The sequence below is a fragment of the Kutzneria sp. NPDC052558 genome (genome assembly GCF_044547355.1).
GTDB lineage: Bacteria > Actinomycetota > Actinomycetes > Mycobacteriales > Pseudonocardiaceae > Kutzneria.
This window is the reverse complement of the sequence record NZ_JBIUAG010000004.1, coordinates 228,943-251,478: the sequence shown is the minus strand read 5'-3', so window position 1 is coordinate 251,478 and position 22,536 is coordinate 228,943. Positions and strand designations below refer to the sequence as shown.

The 22,536-nt window shown below is 70.6% G+C and carries 20 protein-coding genes; 12 read left to right on the top strand and 8 right to left on the bottom strand.

Annotation, left to right across the window (positions count from 1 at the left end; translation table 11 throughout):
- Positions 1–59 precede the first annotated feature (59 nt).
- On the bottom strand, positions 60–731 hold the full coding sequence (locus ACIG5F_RS10010) for a hypothetical protein (protein WP_396517114.1): 672 nt from the start codon (positions 729–731) through the stop codon (positions 60–62).
- Between the two features lie 167 nt (positions 732–898).
- On the opposite strand from ACIG5F_RS10010, the gene ACIG5F_RS10005 reads away from it, so the two are divergent.
- Entirely contained in the window at positions 899–3,826 is a 2,928-nt protein-coding gene (locus ACIG5F_RS10005; protein WP_396517113.1) for a phosphodiester glycosidase family protein, read from the top strand.
- On the opposite strand, the gene ACIG5F_RS10000 is transcribed toward ACIG5F_RS10005, so the two are convergent.
- Positions 3,816–5,252 (bottom strand): DHA2 family efflux MFS transporter permease subunit, encoded by a 1,437-nt coding sequence (locus ACIG5F_RS10000; RefSeq protein ID WP_396517112.1) that lies wholly within the window; start codon positions 5,250–5,252, stop codon positions 3,816–3,818. The genes ACIG5F_RS10005 and ACIG5F_RS10000 overlap by 11 nt on opposite strands.
- A 241-nt stretch (positions 5,253–5,493) precedes the next feature.
- Complete coding sequence (locus tag ACIG5F_RS09995) at positions 5,494–6,849, bottom strand: NAD(P)/FAD-dependent oxidoreductase (RefSeq protein WP_396517111.1); 1,356 nt, start codon at positions 6,847–6,849, stop codon at positions 5,494–5,496.
- Positions 6,850–6,928: 79 nt separating this feature from the next.
- On the opposite strand from ACIG5F_RS09995, the gene ACIG5F_RS09990 reads away from it, so the two are divergent.
- Entirely contained in the window at positions 6,929–7,546 is a 618-nt protein-coding gene (locus ACIG5F_RS09990) for a TetR/AcrR family transcriptional regulator (RefSeq protein WP_396517110.1), read from the top strand.
- A 153-nt stretch (positions 7,547–7,699) separates the two neighbouring features.
- Entirely contained in the window at positions 7,700–8,617 is a 918-nt protein-coding gene (locus ACIG5F_RS09985; protein ID WP_396517109.1) for a protein-L-isoaspartate O-methyltransferase, read from the top strand.
- Here ACIG5F_RS09985 and ACIG5F_RS09980 read toward each other — a convergent pair.
- Positions 8,514–9,635 (bottom strand): ROK family protein, encoded by a 1,122-nt coding sequence (locus ACIG5F_RS09980; RefSeq protein ID WP_396517108.1) that lies wholly within the window; start codon positions 9,633–9,635, stop codon positions 8,514–8,516. The genes ACIG5F_RS09985 and ACIG5F_RS09980 overlap by 104 nt on opposite strands.
- A gap of 29 nt (positions 9,636–9,664) precedes the next feature.
- Between ACIG5F_RS09980 and ACIG5F_RS09975 the strand changes: the two genes are divergently transcribed.
- The 3 genes from ACIG5F_RS09975 (at position 9,665) to ACIG5F_RS09965 (ending at position 12,106) form a co-directional block, all read left to right on the top strand.
- Positions 9,665–10,693 (top strand): Gfo/Idh/MocA family oxidoreductase, encoded by a 1,029-nt coding sequence (locus ACIG5F_RS09975; protein WP_396517107.1) that lies wholly within the window; start codon positions 9,665–9,667, stop codon positions 10,691–10,693.
- A gap of 38 nt (positions 10,694–10,731) precedes the next feature.
- Complete coding sequence (locus ACIG5F_RS09970; RefSeq protein WP_396517106.1) at positions 10,732–11,388, top strand: mechanosensitive ion channel domain-containing protein; 657 nt, start codon at positions 10,732–10,734, stop codon at positions 11,386–11,388.
- Positions 11,389–11,482: 94 nt separating this feature from the next.
- Positions 11,483–12,106, top strand: a complete 624-nt coding sequence (locus ACIG5F_RS09965; protein ID WP_396517357.1) for a uridine kinase — start codon at positions 11,483–11,485, stop codon at positions 12,104–12,106.
- On the opposite strand, the gene ACIG5F_RS09960 is transcribed toward ACIG5F_RS09965, so the two are convergent.
- The 3 genes from ACIG5F_RS09960 to ACIG5F_RS09950 all read right to left on the bottom strand — a co-directional run bounded on the left by ACIG5F_RS09960 (position 12,103) and on the right by ACIG5F_RS09950 (position 15,284).
- Complete coding sequence (locus ACIG5F_RS09960) at positions 12,103–12,576, bottom strand: hypothetical protein (RefSeq protein ID WP_396517105.1); 474 nt, start codon at positions 12,574–12,576, stop codon at positions 12,103–12,105. The two genes, ACIG5F_RS09965 and ACIG5F_RS09960, sit on opposite strands and share 4 nt — an antisense overlap.
- Before the next feature lie 28 nt (positions 12,577–12,604).
- Entirely contained in the window at positions 12,605–13,783 is a 1,179-nt protein-coding gene (locus ACIG5F_RS09955) for a glycosyltransferase (RefSeq protein ID WP_396517104.1), read from the bottom strand.
- Positions 13,784–13,865: 82 nt separating this feature from the next.
- Positions 13,866–15,284 (bottom strand): SDR family NAD(P)-dependent oxidoreductase, encoded by a 1,419-nt coding sequence (locus tag ACIG5F_RS09950; RefSeq protein WP_396517103.1) that lies wholly within the window; start codon positions 15,282–15,284, stop codon positions 13,866–13,868.
- Between the two features lie 24 nt (positions 15,285–15,308).
- Here ACIG5F_RS09950 and ACIG5F_RS09945 point away from each other — a divergent pair, with 24 nt between their 5' ends.
- Entirely contained in the window at positions 15,309–16,028 is a 720-nt protein-coding gene (locus ACIG5F_RS09945) for an SDR family NAD(P)-dependent oxidoreductase (RefSeq protein WP_396517102.1), read from the top strand.
- A complete protein-coding gene (locus ACIG5F_RS09940; protein ID WP_396517101.1) occupies positions 16,022–16,462 on the top strand; it encodes a cupin domain-containing protein in 441 nt (146 codons plus the stop codon). Before ACIG5F_RS09945 ends, ACIG5F_RS09940 begins: the two co-directional genes overlap by 7 nt.
- Before the next feature lie 124 nt (positions 16,463–16,586).
- Here ACIG5F_RS09940 and ACIG5F_RS09935 read toward each other — a convergent pair whose 3' ends face one another.
- Positions 16,587–17,594, bottom strand: coding sequence for a LacI family DNA-binding transcriptional regulator (locus ACIG5F_RS09935; protein ID WP_396517100.1), 1,008 nt, complete (start codon positions 17,592–17,594; stop codon positions 16,587–16,589).
- A gap of 181 nt (positions 17,595–17,775) precedes the next feature.
- Here ACIG5F_RS09935 and ACIG5F_RS09930 point away from each other — a divergent pair, with 181 nt between their 5' ends.
- The 4 genes from ACIG5F_RS09930 to ACIG5F_RS09915 are packed head-to-tail and all read left to right on the top strand — an operon-like array spanning position 17,776 to position 22,525.
- Positions 17,776–19,140: an ABC transporter substrate-binding protein gene (locus tag ACIG5F_RS09930; protein WP_396517099.1), complete on the top strand. Its 1,365-nt coding sequence runs from the start codon at positions 17,776–17,778 to the stop codon at positions 19,138–19,140.
- Complete coding sequence (locus tag ACIG5F_RS09925) at positions 19,137–20,060, top strand: carbohydrate ABC transporter permease (protein ID WP_396517098.1); 924 nt, start codon at positions 19,137–19,139, stop codon at positions 20,058–20,060. The genes ACIG5F_RS09930 and ACIG5F_RS09925 overlap by 4 nt, the downstream gene beginning before the upstream one ends.
- Positions 20,060–20,929, top strand: a complete 870-nt coding sequence (locus tag ACIG5F_RS09920; protein ID WP_396517097.1) for a carbohydrate ABC transporter permease — start codon at positions 20,060–20,062, stop codon at positions 20,927–20,929. The genes ACIG5F_RS09925 and ACIG5F_RS09920 overlap by 1 nt, the downstream gene beginning before the upstream one ends.
- Positions 20,930–20,938: 9 nt before the next feature.
- Complete coding sequence (locus ACIG5F_RS09915; RefSeq protein ID WP_396517096.1) at positions 20,939–22,525, top strand: glycoside hydrolase family 13 protein; 1,587 nt, start codon at positions 20,939–20,941, stop codon at positions 22,523–22,525.
- Positions 22,526–22,536 lie beyond the last annotated feature (11 nt).

Sequence of the window (22,536 nt, the reverse complement as noted above, 5' to 3'; positions counted from 1 at the left end):
TGGCGCAGTGCCTGGCGAGAGGATCGGAGCGTTGAATCTTGGCCAGGTGTGGGGGTGGGTCAGGTGCCGGGGGCCTGGAACATCACCGGGGCGACGGCGGGGGCGGTGCGGGGCTTGTCGGCCGGCGGCGTGTAGGTCAGCTGCTGGGCCGGCTCGGTTTCCGGCTTCTTGGCGGTGAAGGCGGGACTGGTCGGGGCCGGCTTCTTCTCGGCGACAGGGGCCTCTGCGGCCGGGGCCTCGACGACAGGGGCCTCGGCGACCGGCTTCTCCGGAGTCGGGGTCGCCTTCGCCTCGGCGGGCTTCTTCGCGGCGACGGTCTTCTCCGCGGCCGCCTGCTCGACGGCAGCCGTCTCCACAACCGGCTTCTCCACAGCGGGCTTTTCCACCGCCGACTTCTCCGCCGCCGACTTCCCAGCCGCCGACTTCTCCGTGGGCGACTTCTCCGCGGCGGCCTTGGGCGCGGGCTTGTCGGCGGAGGCGTCGAGCACGGCCCGGGCCTGGTCGATCCACATCGTCCACATGACCTCGTCACGGGCGCCCCGGACCTCGGCGCGCAACGCGGACAGCGCGCCGCGGACCTGGGCGGCGAGCACCGAATTGGCGCGCACGTGGGCCCAGATCTGCTTGGCATCCGCGTCCCGGCGCTTGACCACCTGGCGGACCTTGTCCTGCAACACCGTCCTCGGCAGGCTCTGCCACTGCTCGACGACGGAGGCGGGAGTCGGGGGCATACGACAGCCATCCTTACAAGCTCGTGAAAACCAAGTTCGGGCTGGACAAATGGCAGCGCCCGGCCCTGTCGCGATTCTAGCCGCCGTTCGCGGAGCGTGACGCCACGCTGGGCCGAATCGGTGAGTAACTTGCACTAAGACTACCCTGTGGGCAAATTATCAACCCCATGAGGCTGACCCAGCTGTCCGCGCTCACCTCGTTACTGGTCGTCGCGACGCTGACGACTCCGGTGTCCGCCATCGCGGAAACCCCTCCGCCACCGGTGCAGGTCGACAGCACGTCCAAGCCGATCGGCCCCGGCACGACGCTGTCCACCTTCAGCCGCGTCGATCCCAACGGCTGGCTTCGCGGCGACGTCCTCACCGCGGACCTGAGCGATCCACGGCTGACGGTCGGCCTGCTGACGCCGCCGGTGGTCGGCCAGGTTCGGACGGTCACCGACATGGCCACCCGCCAGCACGCCTTCGCCGGCGTGAACGGCGACTTCTTCGACATCAACAACACCGGCGCGCCGCGCGGCATCGAAGTGTCGAACGGGCAGATCATCAAGGGCCCGTGGACGGATCCGCAGCCGTGGCGGCCCTCGGTCGGCGTGGACACCAACCGCCTTGGCAAGATCGTCAACGCCTTCCTGGACGGCAGTGTCACCCTGCCGGCCGGCAAGTTCCCACTGGACGGCCTGAACCAGGAACAGGCCCCGCCCACTGGTCTCGCGGTGTTCACGCCGGCGTGGGGCAGCGCATCCCGGGCGTTCTACAACGTGACCAAGGTTCACGAGCTGACCGTGGTGAACGGTGTCGTGACGGCGCACGCCACCGGTTCCGGCTCGGGGCCGATCCCGGCCGACGGCTTCGTGCTGGCCGGCACCGGAACCGACGCGGATCTGCTTGCGGCGGCCCACATCGGCGATCCGGTCGCGGTGACGTACGCGCCACGGACCGAGCCGGCCGACGACTGGCAGGCCCTGCTGGGCATCCGAGACGTCCTTGTCCGCGACGGCAAGGTGCAGACCCTCGACGACACGGCGCTCAATCCGGAGACGGCGGTCGGCTTCTCCCGGGACGGCACGACGATGCAGCTGGTCGTCATCGACGGCCGCTCCACCGCCAGCCGGGGCGTCACCGAGCAGCAGCTGGCGGTGATCATGCAGCAGCGCGGGGCCTACAACGCGGTGGTCATCGACGGCGGCGGCTCCAGCAGCCTGGTCAGCCGCGACCCCGGCACACCGAACGTGTGGCAGCGCAACGTGCCGTCGGACGGCGTGGAACGCGAGGTGGGCAACGGCATCGGCCTGTTCGCCGCGCCCGGCAGCGGCCGGCTGACCGGCATCGACCTGGACACCGGCGACAAAGTCTTCACGGGTTTGCACCGGCAGCTCAAGGCCACCGGCTACGACGAGCAGTACGGGCCGGCCGATCTCGGCACACCGCACTGGATCGGGGCCGACCGCGACGGCCTGGTCACCGGCGGTCAGCCCGGCGCCCGAACCGTCGCCGTGACCTCACGGGACGTCGTGCGCAGCGGCACGATCCAGGTGCTACCCAAGCTGTCCCGGATCACCGCCACGCCCGGCACGGTGTCGCTGCTGGCCGGGCAGACCGGTCTCGTGCAGGTCACCGGCTACGACGCGATCGGCGACTCCGCGGCCATCGATCCCGTCGACGTCAAGCTGGACTACGACCGCTCGCTGGTCGACATCGCCCCCGACCCGGACGGAAACCTGGCCCTGACGCCGAAGGCGGCCCAAGGCACGGGGATCGTCACCGTGCACGTCGGCGACCGGGCGACGCGGTTCGGCGTGAGCATCGGCCTCACCCCGCAGCCGGTGACCGGTTTCGACGACGTGACCGGCTGGAAGTTCAGCTCCGCCCGCGGATCCGGCTCCCTGTCGGCAGCTCCGGGCCAGACCGGCAACGCGTTGCGGCTGAACTTCGACTTCACGCAGTCGATCGACACCCGGACCGCGGTGGCCGCCGCGCCGACGCCGATCGCCACCACCGGGGCGGTCCGGCGGCTGGACGTGTCGGTCAACGGCGACGGCCAGGGCGAGTGGCTGGCCGCGCTGATCACCGACGCCACCGGCCAGAACAGCTCGGTCTACGGCGACCACGTGACCTGGAACGGTTGGCAGCGAACGAGTTTCACCGTGCCGACCACGGTGAAGTACCCGATCGTCGTGCGCGGGGTGGAGGCGATCGAGGCCACCAGGGCCCGCTACAGCGGCCAGCTGGACTTCGACGATCTCACCGCCGGGGCGGCGCTGCCGGTCACCGTGCCACCCGATCCCCCGGTCATCGACCCGCTCGTCCGGGAACAGTCCACTTCGGACGGTGGCGTGGCCGTGCTGTCGGGTGTGACCGACCGGGCGCTGGCCGAGGTGGTCGCCTCGCACCCGGAGTTCCTGGTGGTCGACGGCATCGTCCCGGCCGACAAGGCCAAGGTCGACGCGGCCGTGCGGGGCCGGTTCCCGGTCTACTACTCCCCCGGCCCGGGCTGGGGACCCGAGTGGACGAGCACGTTCGGGTCGGATCACCGGACTTTCGTGCGTGACGGCGTCCGCTATGTGCTGCTGAACTCGGCCACCGGCGCGTTGCGCACCTCGGACTACGGACAGCTCGCCGATCTGCGGGGCCAGCTGACCGGCCGGGTGGTGGTGATCACGTACGGGCTGACCGATCCGAACGAACGGCGAATGGTGGACGAATGGTTGCCGCACAACGCCCAGGTGATCGACGCCACCGGACCGACCCGGGTGGAACGGGACGAGGGCGTGCCGTGGATCCATGTGCCGCCGGCCACCACCGGCTGGACGACCGTGACGGCGCAGGTGGAGTTCCGGCCGGTGCTGGACGGGATCTCGATCACAGTGGGCCCGGACACGATCACCGCCACCAGCACCGCGGGACTGCCGCTGCGCTACCCGATGAGCGTGATCTGGAGCGGCGGTCGCGGCGTTCGCGTCGGGGACACGACGTGCCGCCGGGATGACGTGCTGGCCTTCGACCCCGGCACCGGCGCCTACAAGCGATGCCGGCCCGGCCCGGCGTCGTTGACCATCACGGCCAACGACGCCAGCCGGAGCGTCAGGCTGTGACCGGTTCCTCGACCGCTTCGCGCTTGCGCACGAACAGCGAGACGATCACGCCGACGACACCCAGGCCGCCGGCGACGAGGAACGCCGCCCGCAGGCCGTCGATGTCCGGCCCGGCGGTCGCGCTGACCGAGGCCACCGTCGCGACCGTGACGAACAGGGTCGTGCCCAGCGCGCCCATGACCTGCTGCAACGAGGACATGATCGCGCTGCCGTGCGAGTACAGCTGCTCGGGCAGGTCGTTGAGCCCGTCGGTGAACAGCGGCGTCATCATCAGGCCAAGGCCGGCCATCAGCAGCACGTGGATGCCGATCACCTCCGCCAGCGGCGATGCCGGGCCCAGCGTGGCGAACAGCCCCAGCGCGGCCGCCATCGCGATCGCGCCCGGGATCACCAGCGGCCGCGCGCCGACCTTGTCGAACAGCGCGCCCACCGGCCGGCCGAGCAGGCCCAGCACCAGGCCGCCGGGCAGCACCGCGAGCCCGGTGACGAACGTGCTCTGGTGCAGCACCGACTGCAGGTACAGCGGCAGCATGATCGTCGCCGCGCCGATCAGGCACATGAACAGCACGCTGGTCAGCACCACGGAGACGGTGAACTTGCGGTGCGCGAACGGCCGCAGGTCCAGCAGCGCCCGGTCCTCGCGCTGCAACCGCAGCTGCCGCCACACGAACAGCACCAGCGAGATCGCGCCGACCGCGACCGACGCCCACGGCGGCACCGGCTGGCTGGCCGGGTCACCGCTGCCGGACAGGCCGAACAGCACGCCGCCGAAGCCCAGCGCCGACAGGATCACCGAGGGCACGTCCAGCGGCACCGACCGGGTCTCGCTGTCCAGGCGCAGCAGGATCGCGCCGACGATCAGCGCCGCCACCGACAGCGGCAGCACGACGCCGAACATCCAGCGCCAACCCAGTGAGGACAGCACCGCGCCGCCGATCGTCGGGCCGATGGCCGGGGCCACCGCGATCACGATGGTGATGGTGCCCATGGTCGCGCCGCGGCGCTCCACCGGCACCAGCCGCATCACCGTGGTCATCAGCAGCGGCAGCATCACCGCTGTGCCGCAGGCCTGCACGATCCGGCCGGCCAACAGCATCGGGAAGCCGGTGGCCACCGCGCACAGCAGCGTGCCCAGGCTGAACGCGGTCAGCGAGGCCAGGAACACCTGGCGCGGGGTCAGCCGCTCCAGCATGAAGCCGGTGGTCGGGATGACCACCGCCATGGTCAGCAGGAAGCCGCTGGTCAGCCACTGCACCGTGGTGGTGCTGATGTCGAGGTCGATGGTGAGGTCCCGCAGCGCGACGCTGAGGATGGTCTCGTTGAGGATCATCACGAACGCCGACAGCACGAGAATGCCGATCAGCAGCCATGGCGCGGCCGGCGCTCGGCTCTCGGCGGCGCGCGCGGACGGCATGGTGTGTGTCATTGGTGGGGTCCCCCCGTCGGCGGCGTCCGCTCTCGATGGCAGCGGCGGACGCCGGCAGCGGTCACAACAAAAAGGCGTGAGGCCACCATCATGTCACGTCAGACGCCTTGCGCCGCCCGAATATTCCGGTAGTACACAGTGTTAACGTGCCCTCACGCAGCGCGCCCGCTTAAACGTCATGAAGGGCCCCATCCTGACGTTGAACGTCAGGATGGGGCCCTTCATGACACAAAAAGCGGGACTACTTCTGGGCGAAGTCCTGGCGGCTGACCATGTTGGAGATCTGGCCGGCGTCCAGGGCGCGGGGCTCGGCCACGTGCACCATGGACACGACCTCGCGGCCGAGCAGGCCGCTGCCGATCCAGCCGAACAGGATGCGGACCTTGCGGTTGAAGGTCGGCATCTTGGCCACGTGGTACGCGCGGTGCGCGGCCCAGGCGGTCCAGCCCTTGCCCTTGGTGTTGTAGACGTCGGCCACGCCCTTGTGCAGGCCCAGGCTGGCCACGGCGCCGACGTTCTTGTGGAAGTAGTCGACGACCTTCTTGTCCCGCAAGGAAGCCAGGATGTTGTCGGCCAGCACCTTGGCCTGGCGCACCGCGTGCTGGGCGTTGGGCGGGCAGGTGGCCTCGGGGTCGGTGTCGCGCTTGGACAGGTCCGGCACGGCGGCGCAGTCGCCGGCCGCCCAGATCACGCCCTCGTGGCCCTGCACCTGCATGGCGGCGTTGGCGATCACGCGCTTGCGCTGGTCGAGCGGCAGGCCGGCCTCGGCCAGGACCGGGTTGGCGGTGACGCCGGCGGTCCAGATGATCGTGTCGCTGTCGTACTCGGTGCCGTCGGACAGCTGCACGTGGCCGTTGGTCACGCTCTGCGCGAAGGTCTTGAGGTACACCTCGATGCCGCGGGCCCGCAGCTTGTCCACGGTGTACTCGCCCAGGCTCTCGCGGACCTCGGGCAGGATGCGCGGCGCGGCCTCGACCAGCACCCAGCGCATGTCGTTGGGCTCGATGGTCGTGTAGTACTTCAGCGCCGAGCGGGCCATGTCCTCCAGCTCGCCCAGGGCCTCCACGCCGGCGAAGCCGCCGCCGATGACGGTGAAGGTGAGCAGCTTGCGGCGGGTGGCGGCATCGCTGGTGCTGGCGGCCAGGTCGAGCCGCGACAGCACGTGGTTGCGCAGGTAGACGGCCTCGCCGATGGTCTTGAGGCCGATGCCGTGCTCGGCCAGGCCCGGGATGGGCAGCAGGCGGGTGACCGCGCCCAGGGCCACGACCAGGGTGTCGTACTCGATCTCGTCGGTGGCGCCGCTGTCGGTCCGGACGGTGACGACCTTGCGGTCGGGGTCGACGGCGGTGACGCGGGCGGTGCGCACGTGGCAGCGGTCCAGGGTGCGGCGCAGCGGCACGGTGACGTGGCGCGGCTCGATGGAGCCGGCGGCCGCCTCCGGGAGGAACGGCTGGTACGTCATGTGCGGCTGCGGGTCGATCACCGTCACGGACGCCTCGTTGGAACGCAGCTTCTTCTGCAAGCGCAGCGCGGTGTAGAGGCCGACGTAGCCTCCACCGAGCACGACGATCCGCGTGGGCTGATTCCTACTGGCCACGGCCAATCCCCTCCGGGTTGGATACACCAATGCACTGAGTGCACCGACGCACTGAGTGTAGAGCTGTATCGTGTCAGCCATGGGCCTTTCTGACAGTGACGTCAGCCACGCACCGGATACGGCGCCACGCAAACGGGTGCACACGAAGGCTCGACTACTCCGCGCGGCGGTCGAGGTCCTTGCGGAGCGTGGCTACCACGCGTCCTCGATCGACGAGATCTGCACCCGCGCCGGCTACACCCGCGGCGCGTTCTACTCCAACTACAGCAGCAAGGACGAGCTGGTGGTGGAGGTGTTCGACCAGTACGCCACCCAGCGCCGGGAGCGGCTGGCGGCGCTGGCGGCCAGCGAGGTGACCCCGGACACCCTGGCCAGGGAGCTGCTGGAGCTCAACGAGCAGGACAGCGCGCTGAGCACGGTGATCCTGGAGTTCCGCATCCACGCGGTGCGCAACCCGGCCCTCGTCACCCGTTTGGATCAACACGACGACGAGGCGTCCTCGGCGTTCGGTGAACTTCTGGCGAAAGTCCTACCGTCGGACTCGACCCTGGCCGCGGTGCCGCCCAAACAGCTCGCGACCTTCCTGCTGGCCCTGCGCGCGGGCACTCTCACGCGCATCCTGCACGGGGGCACCAGCGCCGTTCAGGCCAGCGAGGCGTTTCACACCGTGCTCAGCAAGCTCATCTCGACCACCTGATCGAGACTATGACTTCGACTACCCTCTGTGGAGAAACATCCCCAGGTAGGGCGTAAGATGTGCAGCGGCCCGCGGCTGCTGTCAGCCGGTTCGCGGGTATTGGCCCGTCTGGCACACTGTTTGAGTGGAAACCCACTCGGGGGTACGCCTCACATGATCAAACAGCAGAACACTGCTTGCCCGGCCACCGACGAGTTCCTCGCCGCGGTGGATATCCGTGCTGGTCAGCGAGTATTGCAGGTCGCGGTTGGTGATCGTCTGCTCGATCCGGACGAGGTCACCACCGTCTCCGGCGACGCCGCTTACCTGGGCGACCCCCTGGGCGCCCCGTACGACCGCATCGTGGTCACGGCGGGGGTGGCCGGCATCTCGCCGCACTGGTTGGATCAGCTGGCCCCGGGCGGCGTCATCTACGCCCCGGTGGCCCACGGCGGCATGCACCCGGTGCTCGCCGTCACCAAGCGCGCCGCCGGCCCGCACGCCCGTCCGGTGCTGTGGGGCGACTTCCCGCCCGCCACCGGCCTGCTGCGCCCGGACGCCCTGTTCCACGACCCGCACCGCGTGCTGCGCGGCCCGGCCACCTACCGGGTCCCCGGCGGTCACCTGTCCCTGACCGAGGACAACTACCAGGACCTCTGGTTCTTCCTCGCCGCCCGCGACGCCCGCATCACCCGGGCCGAGCTGGACGACCCGGACTTCGACCCGTCGATGGGCCTGCTGGCCAAGCACGAGCCGGCGCACGGCACCGCCTGGATCCAGACCGACGGCTCCATTGTGGCCGTCGGCGACAGCAACACCGCGCTGGCCGTGGTGAACCTGCTGCTGGCCCAGGCGACCCAGTGGGACAAGACGCTGGACCGGCCGGAGTTCACCCAGTGGCAGTGCGGTTTCCAGCTCGACCAGCTGGTCAGCCATCCACTGTGGCTGCCGCACCGGTGGCAGCTGTCGCCGGGGGCCACCACGCGCGTCAGCCCCGTCGAGCCGCGAGCGGCCCGTCGGTGGCCGTCAGCGACGCGGCCAGCGGTGACGTCGCCGCCCCGACCGCGACCAGCTGCGGCCCCCAGCCGCTGAGCCTCACCTCGACCTCCGTTCCAGCGAGGGCCCGGCGCACGCCGTCCACATAGGGCGGCGCCGCCCGTCCGGCCAGTACTACGTGGTCCAGGTCGAGCAGGTTCACCAGGTCCATCACGGCCACGCCGAGAATGTCGCCGGCCCAGGCGGTCTCGGCGTGGTCGAGCTGCGCGAACCGGGTCAGCACCAGGGATTCCGGCGCCGGCTCGCCCAGCGCCCGCGCCACCACCGCCACGGGACCGCACAGCGCCTCCAGGCATCCGTGCCGTCCGCACACGCAGGGCGGGCCGTCCAGGCTCATGACCATGTGCCCGAACTCGCCGGCGTTGGTGCGGCCGCCGCGGTGGATCTTGCCGTCCAGCACCAGTCCCGCGCCGATGCCGGTGCCGACGTAGATCATCGCGGTGTCCCGCGGCACGTCGGTCGTCCACAGTTCGGCCAGGACGGCCGCGTTGGTGTCCTTGTCGACGATCACCGGCAGGTCCAGTTCGGCCGTCAACATCGGACCCAGCGCGGAGTTTTCCCAGCCGGGCAAGCGATTCGCGTGGTGCAGCACGCCGGTGCGGTGATCGACCGGGCCCGGGCAGCCCACGCCGACGCCGGCCAGCGTCGCCGGGTCCACTGTGGACGCCAGCGCGCGGATCGGCGCGGCCAGCTCGGCGATCGAGCCGACCAGCCCGGGCCGGTGCTCGGCCGCGACCACCCGGCCGGCCAGGTCGACCAGCACCAGCCGTAGCTCGTCGCGGTCGAGATGGACGCCGATGGCGTGCCGGGCCGGCGGCACCAGGCGCAGCAACGTGGTCGGCCGACCGACCGTTTGGGCCGCCTGGCCCGACTCGGCGACCAGCCCGGCGTCGATGAGCCTGGTCACTATCTTGGACACCGCCTGCGTGGTCAGGCCGGTGGAGACCGCCAGGTCGACGCGGCTGACGCCGTCGCGGCGTCGGATCAGGTCGAGCATCACCGAGGCGTTGTGATCACGCAACGCGCCGAGATTCGCTCCAGCTTTTCTTTGCATTTACGCAACAGTGTTGATTAACTCGGGCCATGCACGCAAGCACCGATCTGCGGGTGGGGCTGCTCGGCTACGGCATCGCGGGCGCCGTGTTCCACGCCCCGCTGATCGCGGCCACCCCCGGCCTGCGGCTGTCCGCCGTCGTGACGGCCAACCCCGAACGCCAGGCCCAGGTCGCCGCCGACCATCCCGGCGCCCTCGTGATCGACCACGCCGACCAGCTCTGGAGCGAGGAGCTGGACCTGGTGGTCGTCGCCACCCCCAACCGGACCCACGTGCCGCTGGCCACCGCGGCCCTGGACGCCGGCTTCCCCGTGGTCGTGGACAAGCCGTTCGCGCCGACCGCCGAGGAGGCCCGCAAGCTCGCCGCCCGGGCCGCCGAGCTGGGCCTGCCGCTGGCCGTGTTCCACAATCGCCGGTGGGACAACGACTTCCTCACCGTGCGGCAGCTCATCGACGCCGGCGAGCTCGGCGCCGTGCACCGCTTCGAGTCCCGGTTCGAGCGCTGGCGGCCCACCCCCAAGTCCGGCTGGCGCGAGCTCGGCGACCCGGCCGAGGCCGGCGGCGCCCTCTACGACCTGGGCTCGCACCTGATCGACCAGGCCCTCCAGCTGTTCGGGCCGGTCCGCTCGGTGTACGCCGAACTGGACCGCCGCCGCGCCGGCGTGCAGGTCGACGACGACTCCTTCGTCGCGCTGACCCACAAGAACGGCGTCCGCTCGCACCTGTGGATGGGGGCGCTGACCGCTCAGCTCGGGCCGCGGATGCGGGTGCTCGGCGACAAGGCCGGGTTCACCAAGCACGGGCTGGACGGGCAGGAGGACGCCCTGCGCGAGGGCGCCCGTCCCGGCGGCCCCGACTGGGGCGTCGAGCCCGCCGAGCTGTCCGGCCGGCTCGGCGTCGACGGCGCCCTGCGCACCGTGACCTCCGTTCCCGGCGCGTATCCCGAGTTCTACGCCCGGATGCGGGACGCCGTGCGCGGCGAGGGGCACGTGCCGGTCACGCCCGAGGAGGCCATCGCCGTGCTGGAGGTCATCGAGCAGGCCCGCTCGGTGGCGTGAGAGTCTGTCGGCTGACTCGTTCGGCGGCAGGAGAGCACATGGCACGGCGGTTGTTTCCCGACACCAAGCGCACCATCGGCGCCGGGACGCTGGCGGCTCTCATCGTCATCGCCGTCGAGATGTTCGGCAATCTCGCCGCCAACGCCATGCTGTGGGAGAAGGCGGTGTCCGTCGCCGGGGCGTTCGCCTTCTTCGGCGTGATGGTGGTGGCCATCCGCAACCTGGGCAACGTCGTCGTGCGGCACACCCAGTCGCACATCGGGATCAGCCACGCCGGCATCATCCGGCTGGGGATCTCCCTTGTCGGCTACCAGGTCGCCGTGGTCACCGCGCTGGGCATGCTCAACGTCGGCCTCGGCCAGCTGCTCGTCGGCGGCGCCCTCACCGGCGTCGTCGTCGGCATCGCCTGCCAGCAGTCCCTCGGCAACCTCTTCGCCGGCCTCGTCCTGCTGGTGTCCCGGCCGTTCACCATCGGCGACCAGATCGTCGTGCACTCCGGGGCCCTTGGCGGGCCGCACCTCGGCATGGTCATCGAGATGGGGCTGGTCTACGTCGTGCTGGAGACCGACGACGGCGTCATCCGCCTGCCCAACAGCGCCGTCCTCGCCGCCGCCGTCGGCCCCCGCCCCGCCACCGACCCCTCCCCCGCGCCCGCCGTCGCCCCCGACCCCGCCGCCAAACCCCTCGGCACGTGAGTGGCTCATTTGCGCCCCAGAGCCACCTGAGCCACTCAGGTGACCCCGATTCCGCAAATGAGCCACTCAGGTGCGTCAGATCCGAAAGGCCCTCATGAAGGTTCGGCCGGTCTCGTTCGACGTGCTCGTCTCCGAGCTGGCGGACCGTATCGTCGGCCTGGGTCCTGCGCGCCTTCGGGTCCTCATCGACGCCGCCCCCGCCGGCCGCCCCGCCGAGCTCGCCGACGCCATCGTCGATCCCTTGCGGCTGCGTGGCCGCTCCGTGCTTCGCGTGTCCGCCAACGACTTCCTGCGGCCCGCCTCCCTACGCTTCGAGCACGGCCGCACCGACCCCGACTCCTACTTCGACGACTGGCTCGACCTCAACGGCCTCGCCCGCGAAGTCCTCGACCCCGCCGCCCCCGACGGCACCGGCTCCGTCCTGCCATCCCTCTGGAACGCCGCCGCCGACCGGGCCAGCCGATCCTCCTATGTGGACGTTCCCCCCACCGGAGTCGTTGTGGTGGAAGGCTCCCTGCTCCTCGGCCGCTGGCTCCCCTTCGACCTCACCGTCCACCTGGACCTGTCACCGGCCGCACTCCGCCGCCGGACCCCCGCCGACGAGCACTGGACCCTCCCCGCCTTCGACCGCTACCGCGCCGAGGTCGAGCCCACCGCCGTCGCCGACATCGTCGTCAAGGTCGACGACCCCAACCACCCGGCGATCATCGACCGCTAGCGGATCTGGTCGCCCGCGGCGGTGATGAACGCCCCGAGGGCCTGCTCGCTCCGCTCCTCGTGGCCGGTCAGTTCGGTGCGGTCGGCCGCGGCGGCGATGTCGCCGATCGGTTCGGCGGCGGCGATCGCCAGGGCGACGAGAGCGTCATCGCCGGCCAGGAGGCGGACGCGGAACCGGGCATGGGCGGCGGCCGCGCCGAGGCGGTCAGCCTCGGCGCGGGCGGACCAGACCTCGGGATCGGCGCCGTCGGCGTGCCGGCGGCGAGTGAACCAGAGCGTGATCACACCGCGGCGCAGGTCGGTGATCGCCGCGGCGTACGCGCTGTAGGCCGCTATCCGCTCCTCCCGCAGTCGCTGGTCACGGGTGAACCGCTCGGCGCGAGCGGCGCCCGCGCGCTGGAACACGTAGGTGCTGATGGACCCGAGCAAGGTCCCCGCGACAGCAATCACACTGGCCAGCCATGTCGTCACAGTGGGACAGGGTGCCACTCGCGGAGGCTCAGGCGGCGGCGCCGAGAGGGATGCGGGGGCGGGCGCTGACGCGGCGGATGAGGCGGCCGTACGAGTCGATCATGCGGCGGCGGCCGAACTCGACGCGGGTGGCGCGGAGTGCGGGGCGCAGGTGGTTGCGGCGGGCGAGGGCCTGGTGCCAGGCGGCGGCGATGGCGTCGGGGTCGGGCTCGGTGATCAGGCCCCGGCCGGCGACGATGGCGGCGCAGTCGCCGACGTCGGTGGCGACCGGGACGGCGCCGCACATCATGCCCTCGATCAGGCAGAGCGGGGCGGCCTCGCCGAACGCCGAGGTCAGGGAGACGACGTCGGCGGCGGCGTAGAGGGTCTGGGGATCGTCGCGCACGCCAAGGCAGTGCACCCGCGAAGACGACCCCAGGCCGACCTGCGCCAGGTCCGCGGTGAGGCACAGGTTGTCCGCGGTCATGCCGGCGCCGCACATGATGACGTGGGCGTTCGGTTGCGCGGCAAGGAAAGCGGCGGCGGAGGCGAGGAAAAGCGGCACGTTCTTCATCTGGTCGTAGCGGGCGGCGAAGGCAATCACCGGGGCGTCGGAGGCGATGCCCAGTGCGCGGCGCACCCGGGCCCGGGCCCAGCGGTCGGGGCGGAAGCGGCGGGAGTCGACGCCGTTGGGGATCACTTCGAGCAGCTCACCGGGGATGCCGACGGCCCGGTAGGCGTCACGGGTGGACTCGGCGCAGCACACCAGGGCGGCGATGGCCCCGGTGTCCACGGCGGTGCGCAGCTCGTCCAGCGCCGGCCCCTGGTTCTCGGGGTCGGACCGGTGCAGGCAGGCGATCACCGGCTTGCCGCCGAACCCGCCCTGGTTGACCAGGCGCAGCGGCTGTTCCTTCAGCGTGAGCACGACGTCCACATCGGACAGTGTCCGTTCGTACGCGGCCAGCTCGGCCGCGTCGAACTCCGCCGGCCCGCTGTGGCCGGCCCGCAGCGCCGTCACCGGCAGACCCGCGGCGACCAGCTTGCGGTAGCTGGCGTCGTTCCGCATGGGTTGCAGCGTCTGTTCCCGCAGCGCCTGCCCGTGGATGCTCAGCACGCGATGCCGCTGGCCCTGGCCGTGCAGGCCGGCCAGGACGTCGCTGTGCAGAATGCGCGCGCCACCGCTGAAGAAGCCCTCGTAGAGGGACAGCACCCTGATGTCTCCGGCCATGCGCACATGGTGTGACACCCAGTGTTACGCGGTCCTCGCGCGGAGAAAACGCCGCGTTAATTCACGTCGAAGGCCGAACCGGTCACCACGGGGACGGGGCGTAGTCCTTGAGGAAGCAGCCGTACAGGTCCTCGCCGGCCTCGCCGCGCACGATCGGGTCGTAGACGCGGGCGGCCCCGTCGACCAGGTCGAGCGGGGCGTGGAAGCCCTCGTCGGCCAGGCGGAGCTTGGTCGGGTGCGGACGCTCGTCGGTGATCCACCCGGTGTCGACCGCGGTCATGAGAATGCCGTCCTGGAGCATCTCGCCGGCACTCGTGCGGGTGAGCATGTTCAGCGCGGCCTTGGACATGTTGGTGTGGGGGTGGCCCGCACCTTTGTAACCGCGGCCGAACTGGCCCTCCATGGCCGAGACGTTGACGACGTACTTGCGCCGGGCCGACGCGGCGGCCATGGCCGGGCGCAGGCGGCTGACCAGGATGAAGGGCGCGGTCTGGTTGCAGAGCTGAACCTCGAGCAGTTCGACGGGGTCCACCTGGTCCACCGTCTGGGTCCAGCTGTTGACCGACGCCAGGTCGGGCTGGAGGCCGCCGGCGTCGACGGCGGTGCCGGCGACGTAGCGGGCGAGCGAGGCGGAGCCGGCGGTCAGCGCCTGCGAGGTCATGTCGGCGGCCAGCGAGGTGAGTTCGGTGCCGGCCAGGGCCAGCGGGTGCTGGTCGTGGGCGCTGCCGAGGGTGAGCATCTCCGGCAGCGGACCGGCCGGCAGCGGATCGGACTCGGCCGCCACCAGCAGCGAGTACGAGCCGGCCGAGCGGCGCACGGTCTGCGCGGCGTTGTTGATCAGGATGTCCAGCGGGCCGGCCGCCGCGACGGTGTCGGCCAGGGCCACGACCTGCGCCGGGTCCCGCAGGTCGACGCCGATGACGCGGAGACGGTGCAGCCAGTCGGCGCTGTCGGGCATGGCGGCGAACCGGCGCACGGCGTCGCTGGGGAACCGGGTGGTGATGGTGGTGTGCGCGCCGTCGCGCAGCAGCCGCAGCGCGATGTACATGCCGATCTTGGCCCGGCCGCCGGTGAGCAGCGCGGTGCGGCCGGTCAGGTCGGTGCTGGCGTCCCGCTTGGCCCGGTTGAAGGCGGCGCAGTCCGGGCACAGCTGGTGGTAGAAGGCGTCGACCTCGATGAACCGGTTCTTGCAGACGTAGCAGGAGCGGGGCCGCAGCAGGGTGCCGGCGGACGCGCCGACGGCGGTCGACACCAGCGGGATGCCCTGCGTCTCGTCGTCGATCCGCACCGGGGAGCCGGTCGCGGTCTGCGCGGTCACCTCGCGGTCGGCGGCCGTCACCGCCTTGCGGGCCTGGCTGCGCCGCTCGCGCCGGGCTTCCTTGGCGATCTGGGAGGAGGCCCGGCGCACCCGGATCGCCGTCGGGTGCCCGGCCGGCAGCTTGGTCACCTCGGCCAGCACCTTCAGGCACGTCTCCAGCTCAACGGGGTCGATCTCGGACATGACCGGCACTCTAACCTTGAGCCGGTGACGAGTTTGCACGGCAAGACGGCTCTGGTGACCGGCGCCACCGGCGGGATCGGGGCCGGCATCGCCGCCCGGCTGGCCGCCCACGGCGCGCGGGTGCTGTCCCACTACCGCTCGCGACCACCGTCGGAGCCCGATCTCCTTGCCGGGCAAGCGGATCTGCGGGAGCCGGCCGAAGTGGACCGTCTGGTCGCCGAGGCGACGGACCGGCTCGGCCGCCTGGACATCGTGGTCAACAACGCCGGTGTGCAACCGGTGCGGCCGCTTTCGCGGCTGACCCTGGCCGACTGGCGGGACGTGTTCGCCGGAACCCTCGACACGGCCTTTCTCGTCACGAAAGCGGCCGCAAACGTCATGGGCGGCGGCGGTTCGATCATCAACATCGGCTCGATCGAGGGCACGACGCCGGCCGTCGGCCACGCCCACTACGCCTCGGCCAAGGCCGCGCTGCTCATGCACACCAAGGCCGCCGCGCTCGAGTACGGGCCGCAGGGCATCCGCGTCAACGCCGTCTCCCCCGGCCTGATCTCCCGCCCCGGCCTCGAACAGGCGTGGCCCGAGGGCGTCGCGAGCTGGACCGCCAACGCCCCGCTCGGCCGGCTCGGCACCCCCGAGGACGTCGGCGACGCCTGTGTGTTCCTCGCGTCCGACCTGTCGCGCTGGATCACCGGCCAGAACCTGACCGTCGACGGCGGCATGTCGGTGCGGCCGTCGTGGTAGACCACATCATCGAGGCCCTCGGCCTCCAGCCGCTGCCGGTCGAGGGCGGACACTGGGCCCAGACCTGGCGCGACGCCAACGGCACCGCCATCTACTACCTGCTGCGGGCGCCCGAGTTCTCGGCCCTGCACCGCTTGGCGCACCCCGAGATCTACAGCTTCCACGCCGGCTCACCGGCCCGCATGCTGCTGCTGCACCCCGACGGCTCCGTGACGCGACCGATGCTCGGCATCGACCTCGCCGCCGGTCAGCGGCCCCAGGTCGCGGTGCCCGCCGGCGTCTGGCAGGCCACGGAGACGCTGGGCGAGTGGAGCCTGCTCGGCACCTTCATGGCCCCGCCCTACACCGACGACTGCGTGACCTTCGCCGACGCGTCGCTGCCCGCCGCCTACCCCACCGCAGCCCCCGACATCCGCCGCCTCACGCCCCCATGATCAAGGGACCAATCCTCTCGTTGAACGTCAGGAAGGGCCCCTTCCTGACATCGCCGGCAAGATCAAGGGACCGATCCTGGCGTTCAACGTCAGTAAGGGGCCCTTCCTGACGAAGGCCGGGTGGCTAGGGGCGGGCGGGGGCCGTTGAGCCGCGGACCACGAGCTCCGGTTCGAACAGGAGCTCCTCGGTGGACACCGCGGCGCCCTCGATCTGGTTGACCAGCAGCTCCACCGCGGCGCGGCCCATGGCCTCGATGGGCTGGCGCACGGTGGTCAGGGGCGGGTCGATGCAGTTCATGAACGCCGAGTCGTCGTAGCCGACCACGGAGACGTCGCCGGGCACGGTGAGGCCCCGGCGGCGGACGGCGCGGATGGCGCCGAGGGCCTGCGGGTCGCTGGCGCAGACGATGCCGGTGATGTCCTGGTTGAGCAGCTTGGTGGCGGCGGCGTGGCCGCCCTCCAGGGAGAACATGGTGTGCTGGATGGCGTCGTCGGGGATTTCCACGCCGGCGCGGGCGGCATGCGCGAGAAACGCCGCCTGCTTGCGGCGTGAGGGCATGTGGTCGGGCGGCCCCAGCACCATGCCGACCCGGGTGTGCCCGAGCGAGAGCAGGTGCCCCAGCCCCTGCTCGGCGGCCACCGCGTCGTCGCAGGCGACGACCGGGAAGGCCAGGTCCTCGACGGCCGCGTTGACCAGCACGGCCGGCAGCTTCCGGTTGGTCAGCCGCAGGTAGTGCTCGTGCGAGGCGTCGGCCTGGGCGAACTGGCCGCCGGCGAACACCACCCCGGACACGTGCTGCTGCAACAGCAGCTCCACGTATTCGGCCTCGGAGACGCCGCCGGCCGTGCGGGTGCACAGCACGGGGGTGAAACCCTGCTGGGCCAGGGCGTTCCCGACCACGTCGGCGAACGCCGGGAAGATCGGGTTCTGCAACTCGGGCAGCACAAGACCGACCAGCCGGGCCCGTTCGCCGCGCAGCTGGGTTGGCCGTTCGTAGCCGAGCACGTCCAGCGCGGTGAGCACGGCGGCCCGAGTGGCCTCGGAGACCCCGGGCTTGCCGTTGAGCACGCGGCTGACCGTCGCCTCGCTGACTCCGACCTTCTGCGCGACCTCGGCAAGGCGTCTTGTCATGCCGCAACTATACGACAGGTGGCGCAAGCAGCTTGCACTCACTTGCGGTGAGTCGACGGCCGACTACGGAACGAAGGGCGATCACGTCACGATCTTGCAATTTCGTGTCAACATATTGCGGGCATGTGTCCAGAAGATCTATGGTGTGCGCCACACTCCAAGCGTCAGGGGAGACCGCCTGATGAGTACCGACAGATTCCGCACCACCACCGCGTTGGCGCTGGCCACCGGCCTGGTCGTGGGCCTGACCGCCGCCTGCAGCGGCGGGGCCGACCAGCAGGCCGGCGGGCCGGTGACAATCACCATCGACGGCCAGCCGCCGCAGACCCAGCCGTTCGACCGCAAGATCTTCGACGCCGACGTGGCCGCCTTCGAGAAGGCCCACCCGGACATCAAGGTCACCGCCCACGAGGGCTTCATGGACCCCAAGACGTTCTCCGCCAAGCTGGCCGGCGGCCAGCTCGAGGACGTCTTCTACGTCTACTTCACCGATCCGGCGAACCTGATCGCGCGCCACCAGGCCGCCGACATCACCGACTACGTCAAGGACGTCCCGCACGTCAACGACATCCAGCCCGCGCTGCTGGACGTGTTCAAGGACGCGCAGGGCCACGTCTACGGCCTGCCCACGGCCAACTACTCGATGGGCCTGCTCTACAACCGGGCCCTGTTCACCAAGGCCGGCCTCGACCCGGACAAGCCGCCCACCACCTGGGACGAGGTCCGCGCCGACGCCAAGAAGATCGCCGACCTCGGCAACAACACCGTCGGCTTCGCCGACTACTCGGCCAACAACCAGGGCGGCTGGCACTTCACCGCCTGGATGTACGCCGAGGGCGGCGACATCGCCAAGAAGGACGGCAACACCTGGAAGGCCGACTTCAACAACGACAAGGGCAAGGCGGCCCTGCAGACCCTGCACGACATGCGCTGGACCGACAACTCGATGGGCAGCAAGCAGCTGCTCCAGATCGAGGACGTGCAGCGCATGATGGGCGCCGGCCAGCTCGGCATGTACCTGGCCGCGCCGGACAACATCCCCACCCTGGTCAACCAGTTCAAGGGCAACTACAGCGACTACGGCCTCGGCTCGATGCCGGGCTCGGGCACGCTGATCGGCGGCGAGGGGTACATGATCAACCCCAAGGCCTCCGCGGCCCAGATCAAGGCCGGCCTGACCTGGATCCAGTGGAAGTACCTCAACCCCGAGCGGGTCAACTCCGAGGTGCTCAACACCTACAAGGAGCAGGGCCAGCCGGTCGGCCTGCCGGTGCCGCCGGTGCCGGACCTGTGGACCGGGACCGTGCGTGACCAGCAGACCGCGGCCAAGGAGAAGTTCGCGACCGTGCCGGTCAGCAACTACAAGCCCTACCTGGACGGCGCGCAGAAGCTCAAGGGCAGCCTGGAGCCGCCCAACGCCCAGCAGGTCTACGCGATCCTCGACACCGTCATGTCCACGGTGCTGACCAACAAGGACGCCAACTTCGACCAGTTGCTCTCCGATGCGAGCCAGAAGGTGAACTCCGTGCTCGCGACGGTGAAGTGAGCACCGCCGTCCGGTTGCCGTCGGCCGCGCTAGGGGTGCGGCCGGCGGGCCGGCTCCGGCGCCGCCTGCGGGAGAACATCACCGCGTACGGCCTGCTGTGCGCGGCCCTGCTGGTGTTCGCCGGCTTCTCCTGGTACCCCATCGTGCGCGGCGTCCTGCTCAGCTTCCAGCAGGTCAACTTCATCACCGCGCCGACCTGGGTGGGCCTGGAGAACTTCCAGCGGCTGTTCGCCGACCCGCAGTTCTGGGAAGCCTGGCTGAACACGCTGCTGTTCACCGGGCTGGCCCTGGTGTTCGGCTTCGCGATCCCCTTCGCGGTGGCGGTGCTGCTCAACGAGTTGCGGCACGGCAAGGCCTACTTCCGTCTGGTGGTCTACCTTCCCGTGATGCTGCCGCCGGTGGTGGTGGCGCTGCTGTGGAAGTGGTTCTACGACCCGGGCCCCGGCCTGTTCAACACCGCGCTGCACGCGGTGGGGCTGCCCGGCCTGAGCTGGCTGGACTCCCCCACCACCGCGATGCTGTCGCTGGTGCTGGTCTCGACCTGGGCCAACATGGGCTCGGCGACGCTGATCTACCTGGCGGCATTGCAGACGATTCCCGGCGACCTGTACGAGGCGGCGGAACTGGACGGCGCCAGCCTGTGGCGGCGGCTGTGGCACGTCACCATCCCGCAGACCCGGTTCGCCCTGCTGGTGATGCTGCTGTTGCAGATCGTGGCCACCATGCAGGTGTTCACCGAGCCGTACATCATGACCGGCGGCGGCCCGGGCGACTCCACGGTCACCGTGTTGCTGCTGCTCTACAAGTACGCCTTCCAGTACAACGACTTCGGCACGGCCAGCGCGATGAGTCTGCTGCTGTTCGTGGTGCTCGGCGTCTTCGGCCTGTTCTACGTCCGGCTGACCAGGAGGGCCGACTGATGCGCACCCTCGTGTCGCCGTCCCAGCTGCGCAGCCCGCGCGGGAAAGCCATCTACTGGACGGTTTTCACCATCGTCGCCGTCGCGTTCACGGCCGCCTTCGTGTTCCCGCTGCTGTGGCTGGTGCTGGGGGCGTTGAAGTCCGCCACCGAGTTGGCCACGGTGCCGCCGACGATCCTGCCCAAGAGCCCTGACTTCGGCACCTACGCCGAGGCCTGGGACTTCATGAGCTTGGCCCACTTCTTCCTCAACACGATCATCGTGGTGATCGGGGCGTGGCTGGTGCAGCTGGCGGTGGACGTGCCGGCGGCCTACGCGCTGTCCAAGCTCAAGCCCAAGCTGGGCAACGTGGTGCTGGGCCTGATGCTGGCCACGCTGATGCTGCCCACCTCGGCGGTGCTGGTGCCGACCTACCTGACCATCACCGACGTGCCGCTGCTGGGCGTGAACCTGGTCAACAACCCGCTGGCCATCTGGCTGCCGGGCGCGGCCAACGCGTTCAACATCTATCTGCTCAAACGGTTCTTCGACCAGATCCCGGGCGAGCTGATCGAGGCGTCCACCTTGGACGGCGCGGGGCCGATCAAGACCATGGTGCGGGTGGTGCTGCCGCTGTCCCGGCCGGTGCTGGGCGTGGTCTCGATCCTGTCCATCGTCACCGCGTGGAAGGACTTCATCTGGCCGCTGCTGGTGTTCTCCGACCCGCAGGCGCAGACGCTGTCCGTGGCCCTGCAACGGTTCGCGCCGGACACCCCGATCAACCTGATCCTGGCCGGCCTGGTGCTGGCCAGCGTGCCGACGATCGTGCTCTTCCTGATCTTCCAACGGAACATCCTTGCTGGCCTCACCGCGGGCAGCGTCAAGGGCTGAGGAGAAAATGTGAGCGACAGTGGATCGGCGTGGTGGCGTGGTGCGTCCATCTACCAGGTGTATGTCCGCAGCTTCGCCGACGGCAACGGCGACGGCACCGGCGACCTGACCGGGCTGCGCCAGCACCTGCCGCACATCGCCGGCCTGGGGGTCGACGCGATCTGGCTGTGCCCGTGGTACCCGTCGCCGAACGCCGACTCCGGCTACGACGTGTCGGACTACCGGGACATCGAGCCGTCGTTCGGCACGCTGGCCGAGGCCGAGAAGTTCATCGAGGAGGCCCACAACCTGGGCCTGAAGGTGATCATCGACATCGTGCCCAACCACTGCTCCGACCAGCACCGGTGGTTCAAGGAGGCGGTGGCGGCCGGCCCGGGCTCGCCGCAGCGGGAGCTGTTCTGGTTCCGCCCGGCCAGCCCCGAGCCGCCCAACGACTGGCAGTCCCGGTTCGGCGGCTCGGCCTGGAGCCGGGTGCCCGACGGCGAGTGGTACCTGCATCTCTACGCCCCCGAGCAGCCCGACCTGAACTGGGACAACCCGGTGGTGCGCCAGGAGTTCCGCGAGGTGCTGCGGTTCTGGTTCGACCGCGGGGTGGACGGCTTCCGCATCGACGTGGCCGACGGCCTGGTCAAGGATCCGGCGCTGCCGAACGTCCACGGGCGCACCGAGGGCCAGTTGCCGTTCTCGGACATGGACGGTGTGCACGAGATCTACCGGGAATGGCGGCGCATCGCCGACTCCTACCCGGACCAGCGGGTGTTCGTCGGCGAGATGTGGCTGCCCGACCAGGAGCGGTTCGCCCGCTACCTGCGTCCCGACGAGCTGCACTCGGCGTTCAACTTCGACTTCCTGTCCTGCCCGCTGGAGGCGGCCAAGCTGCGGGAGGTGATCGACGCGACGCTGGAGGCGCACGCCCTGGTCGGCGCGCCGGCGACGTGGGTGCTGTCCAACCACGACACCACCCGGCACGTCACCCGCTACGGCCGGGCCGACACCTCCTTCAGCTTCGCCGACCGGCAGCAGGGCGCGCCGACCGACCTGGAGCTGGGGACCAGACGGGCCCGCGCGGCCGCGCTGCTGAGCCTGTCGCTGCCCGGCGGCGTGTACGTCTACCAGGGCGAGGAGCTGGGGCTGCCCGAGGTGGAGGATCTGCCCGACGAGGCCCGGCAGGACCCGGTGTTCAGCCGCACCAACGGGGCCGACCCGGGCCGGGACGGCTGCCGCGTGCCGCTGCCCTGGGGCGGCGACTCGGCGCCGTACGACTTCGGCGGTGACGACACCTGGCTGCCGCAGCCGGGCGACTGGGCGCAGTACACGGTGGCCGCCGAATCGGCGGACGACAACTCGATGCTGCGGCTGTACCAGAAGGCACTGCGGCTGCGCCGTGAGCTGCCTTCGCTGGGCGACGGGCCGCTGACCTGGCTGCCGTCGGCGGACGGTGTGCTGGCCTATGCCCGGGACGACCGCTTCACCTGCGTGGTCAACCTGTCCGGGACGACCGTCGACCTGCCAGAGCACACCGAGATCCTGCTGGCCAGCGGCCCCCTGGCCGACAACCGCCTCCCCTCCGACACCGCCGTCTGGCTCGCCCGCTGACCCCCGCGAAT

Bases quoted from the DNA above. Each gene is read 5' to 3' on its own strand.
- ACIG5F_RS10010 (WP_396517114.1), bottom strand. From the start codon at position 731: ATGCCCCCGACTCCCGCCTCCGTCGTCGAGCAGTGGCAGAGCCTGCCG.
- ACIG5F_RS10005 (WP_396517113.1), top strand. From the start codon at position 899: ATGAGGCTGACCCAGCTGTCCGCGCTCACCTCGTTACTGGTCGTCGCG.
- ACIG5F_RS10000 (WP_396517112.1), bottom strand. From the start codon at position 5,252: ATGACACACACCATGCCGTCCGCGCGCGCCGCCGAGAGCCGAGCGCCG.
- ACIG5F_RS09990 (WP_396517110.1), top strand. From the start codon at position 6,929: ATGGGCCTTTCTGACAGTGACGTCAGCCACGCACCGGATACGGCGCCA.
- ACIG5F_RS09985 (WP_396517109.1), top strand. From the start codon at position 7,700: ATGATCAAACAGCAGAACACTGCTTGCCCGGCCACCGACGAGTTCCTC.
- ACIG5F_RS09980 (WP_396517108.1), bottom strand. From the start codon at position 9,635: ATGCAAAGAAAAGCTGGAGCGAATCTCGGCGCGTTGCGTGATCACAAC.
- ACIG5F_RS09975 (WP_396517107.1), top strand. From the start codon at position 9,665: ATGCACGCAAGCACCGATCTGCGGGTGGGGCTGCTCGGCTACGGCATC.
- ACIG5F_RS09970 (WP_396517106.1), top strand. From the start codon at position 10,732: ATGGCACGGCGGTTGTTTCCCGACACCAAGCGCACCATCGGCGCCGGG.
- ACIG5F_RS09965 (WP_396517357.1), top strand. From the start codon at position 11,483: ATGAAGGTTCGGCCGGTCTCGTTCGACGTGCTCGTCTCCGAGCTGGCG.
- ACIG5F_RS09955 (WP_396517104.1), bottom strand. From the start codon at position 13,783: ATGGCCGGAGACATCAGGGTGCTGTCCCTCTACGAGGGCTTCTTCAGC.
- ACIG5F_RS09950 (WP_396517103.1), bottom strand. From the start codon at position 15,284: ATGTCCGAGATCGACCCCGTTGAGCTGGAGACGTGCCTGAAGGTGCTG.
- ACIG5F_RS09935 (WP_396517100.1), bottom strand. From the start codon at position 17,594: ATGACAAGACGCCTTGCCGAGGTCGCGCAGAAGGTCGGAGTCAGCGAG.
- ACIG5F_RS09930 (WP_396517099.1), top strand. From the start codon at position 17,776: ATGAGTACCGACAGATTCCGCACCACCACCGCGTTGGCGCTGGCCACC.
- ACIG5F_RS09920 (WP_396517097.1), top strand. From the start codon at position 20,060: ATGCGCACCCTCGTGTCGCCGTCCCAGCTGCGCAGCCCGCGCGGGAAA.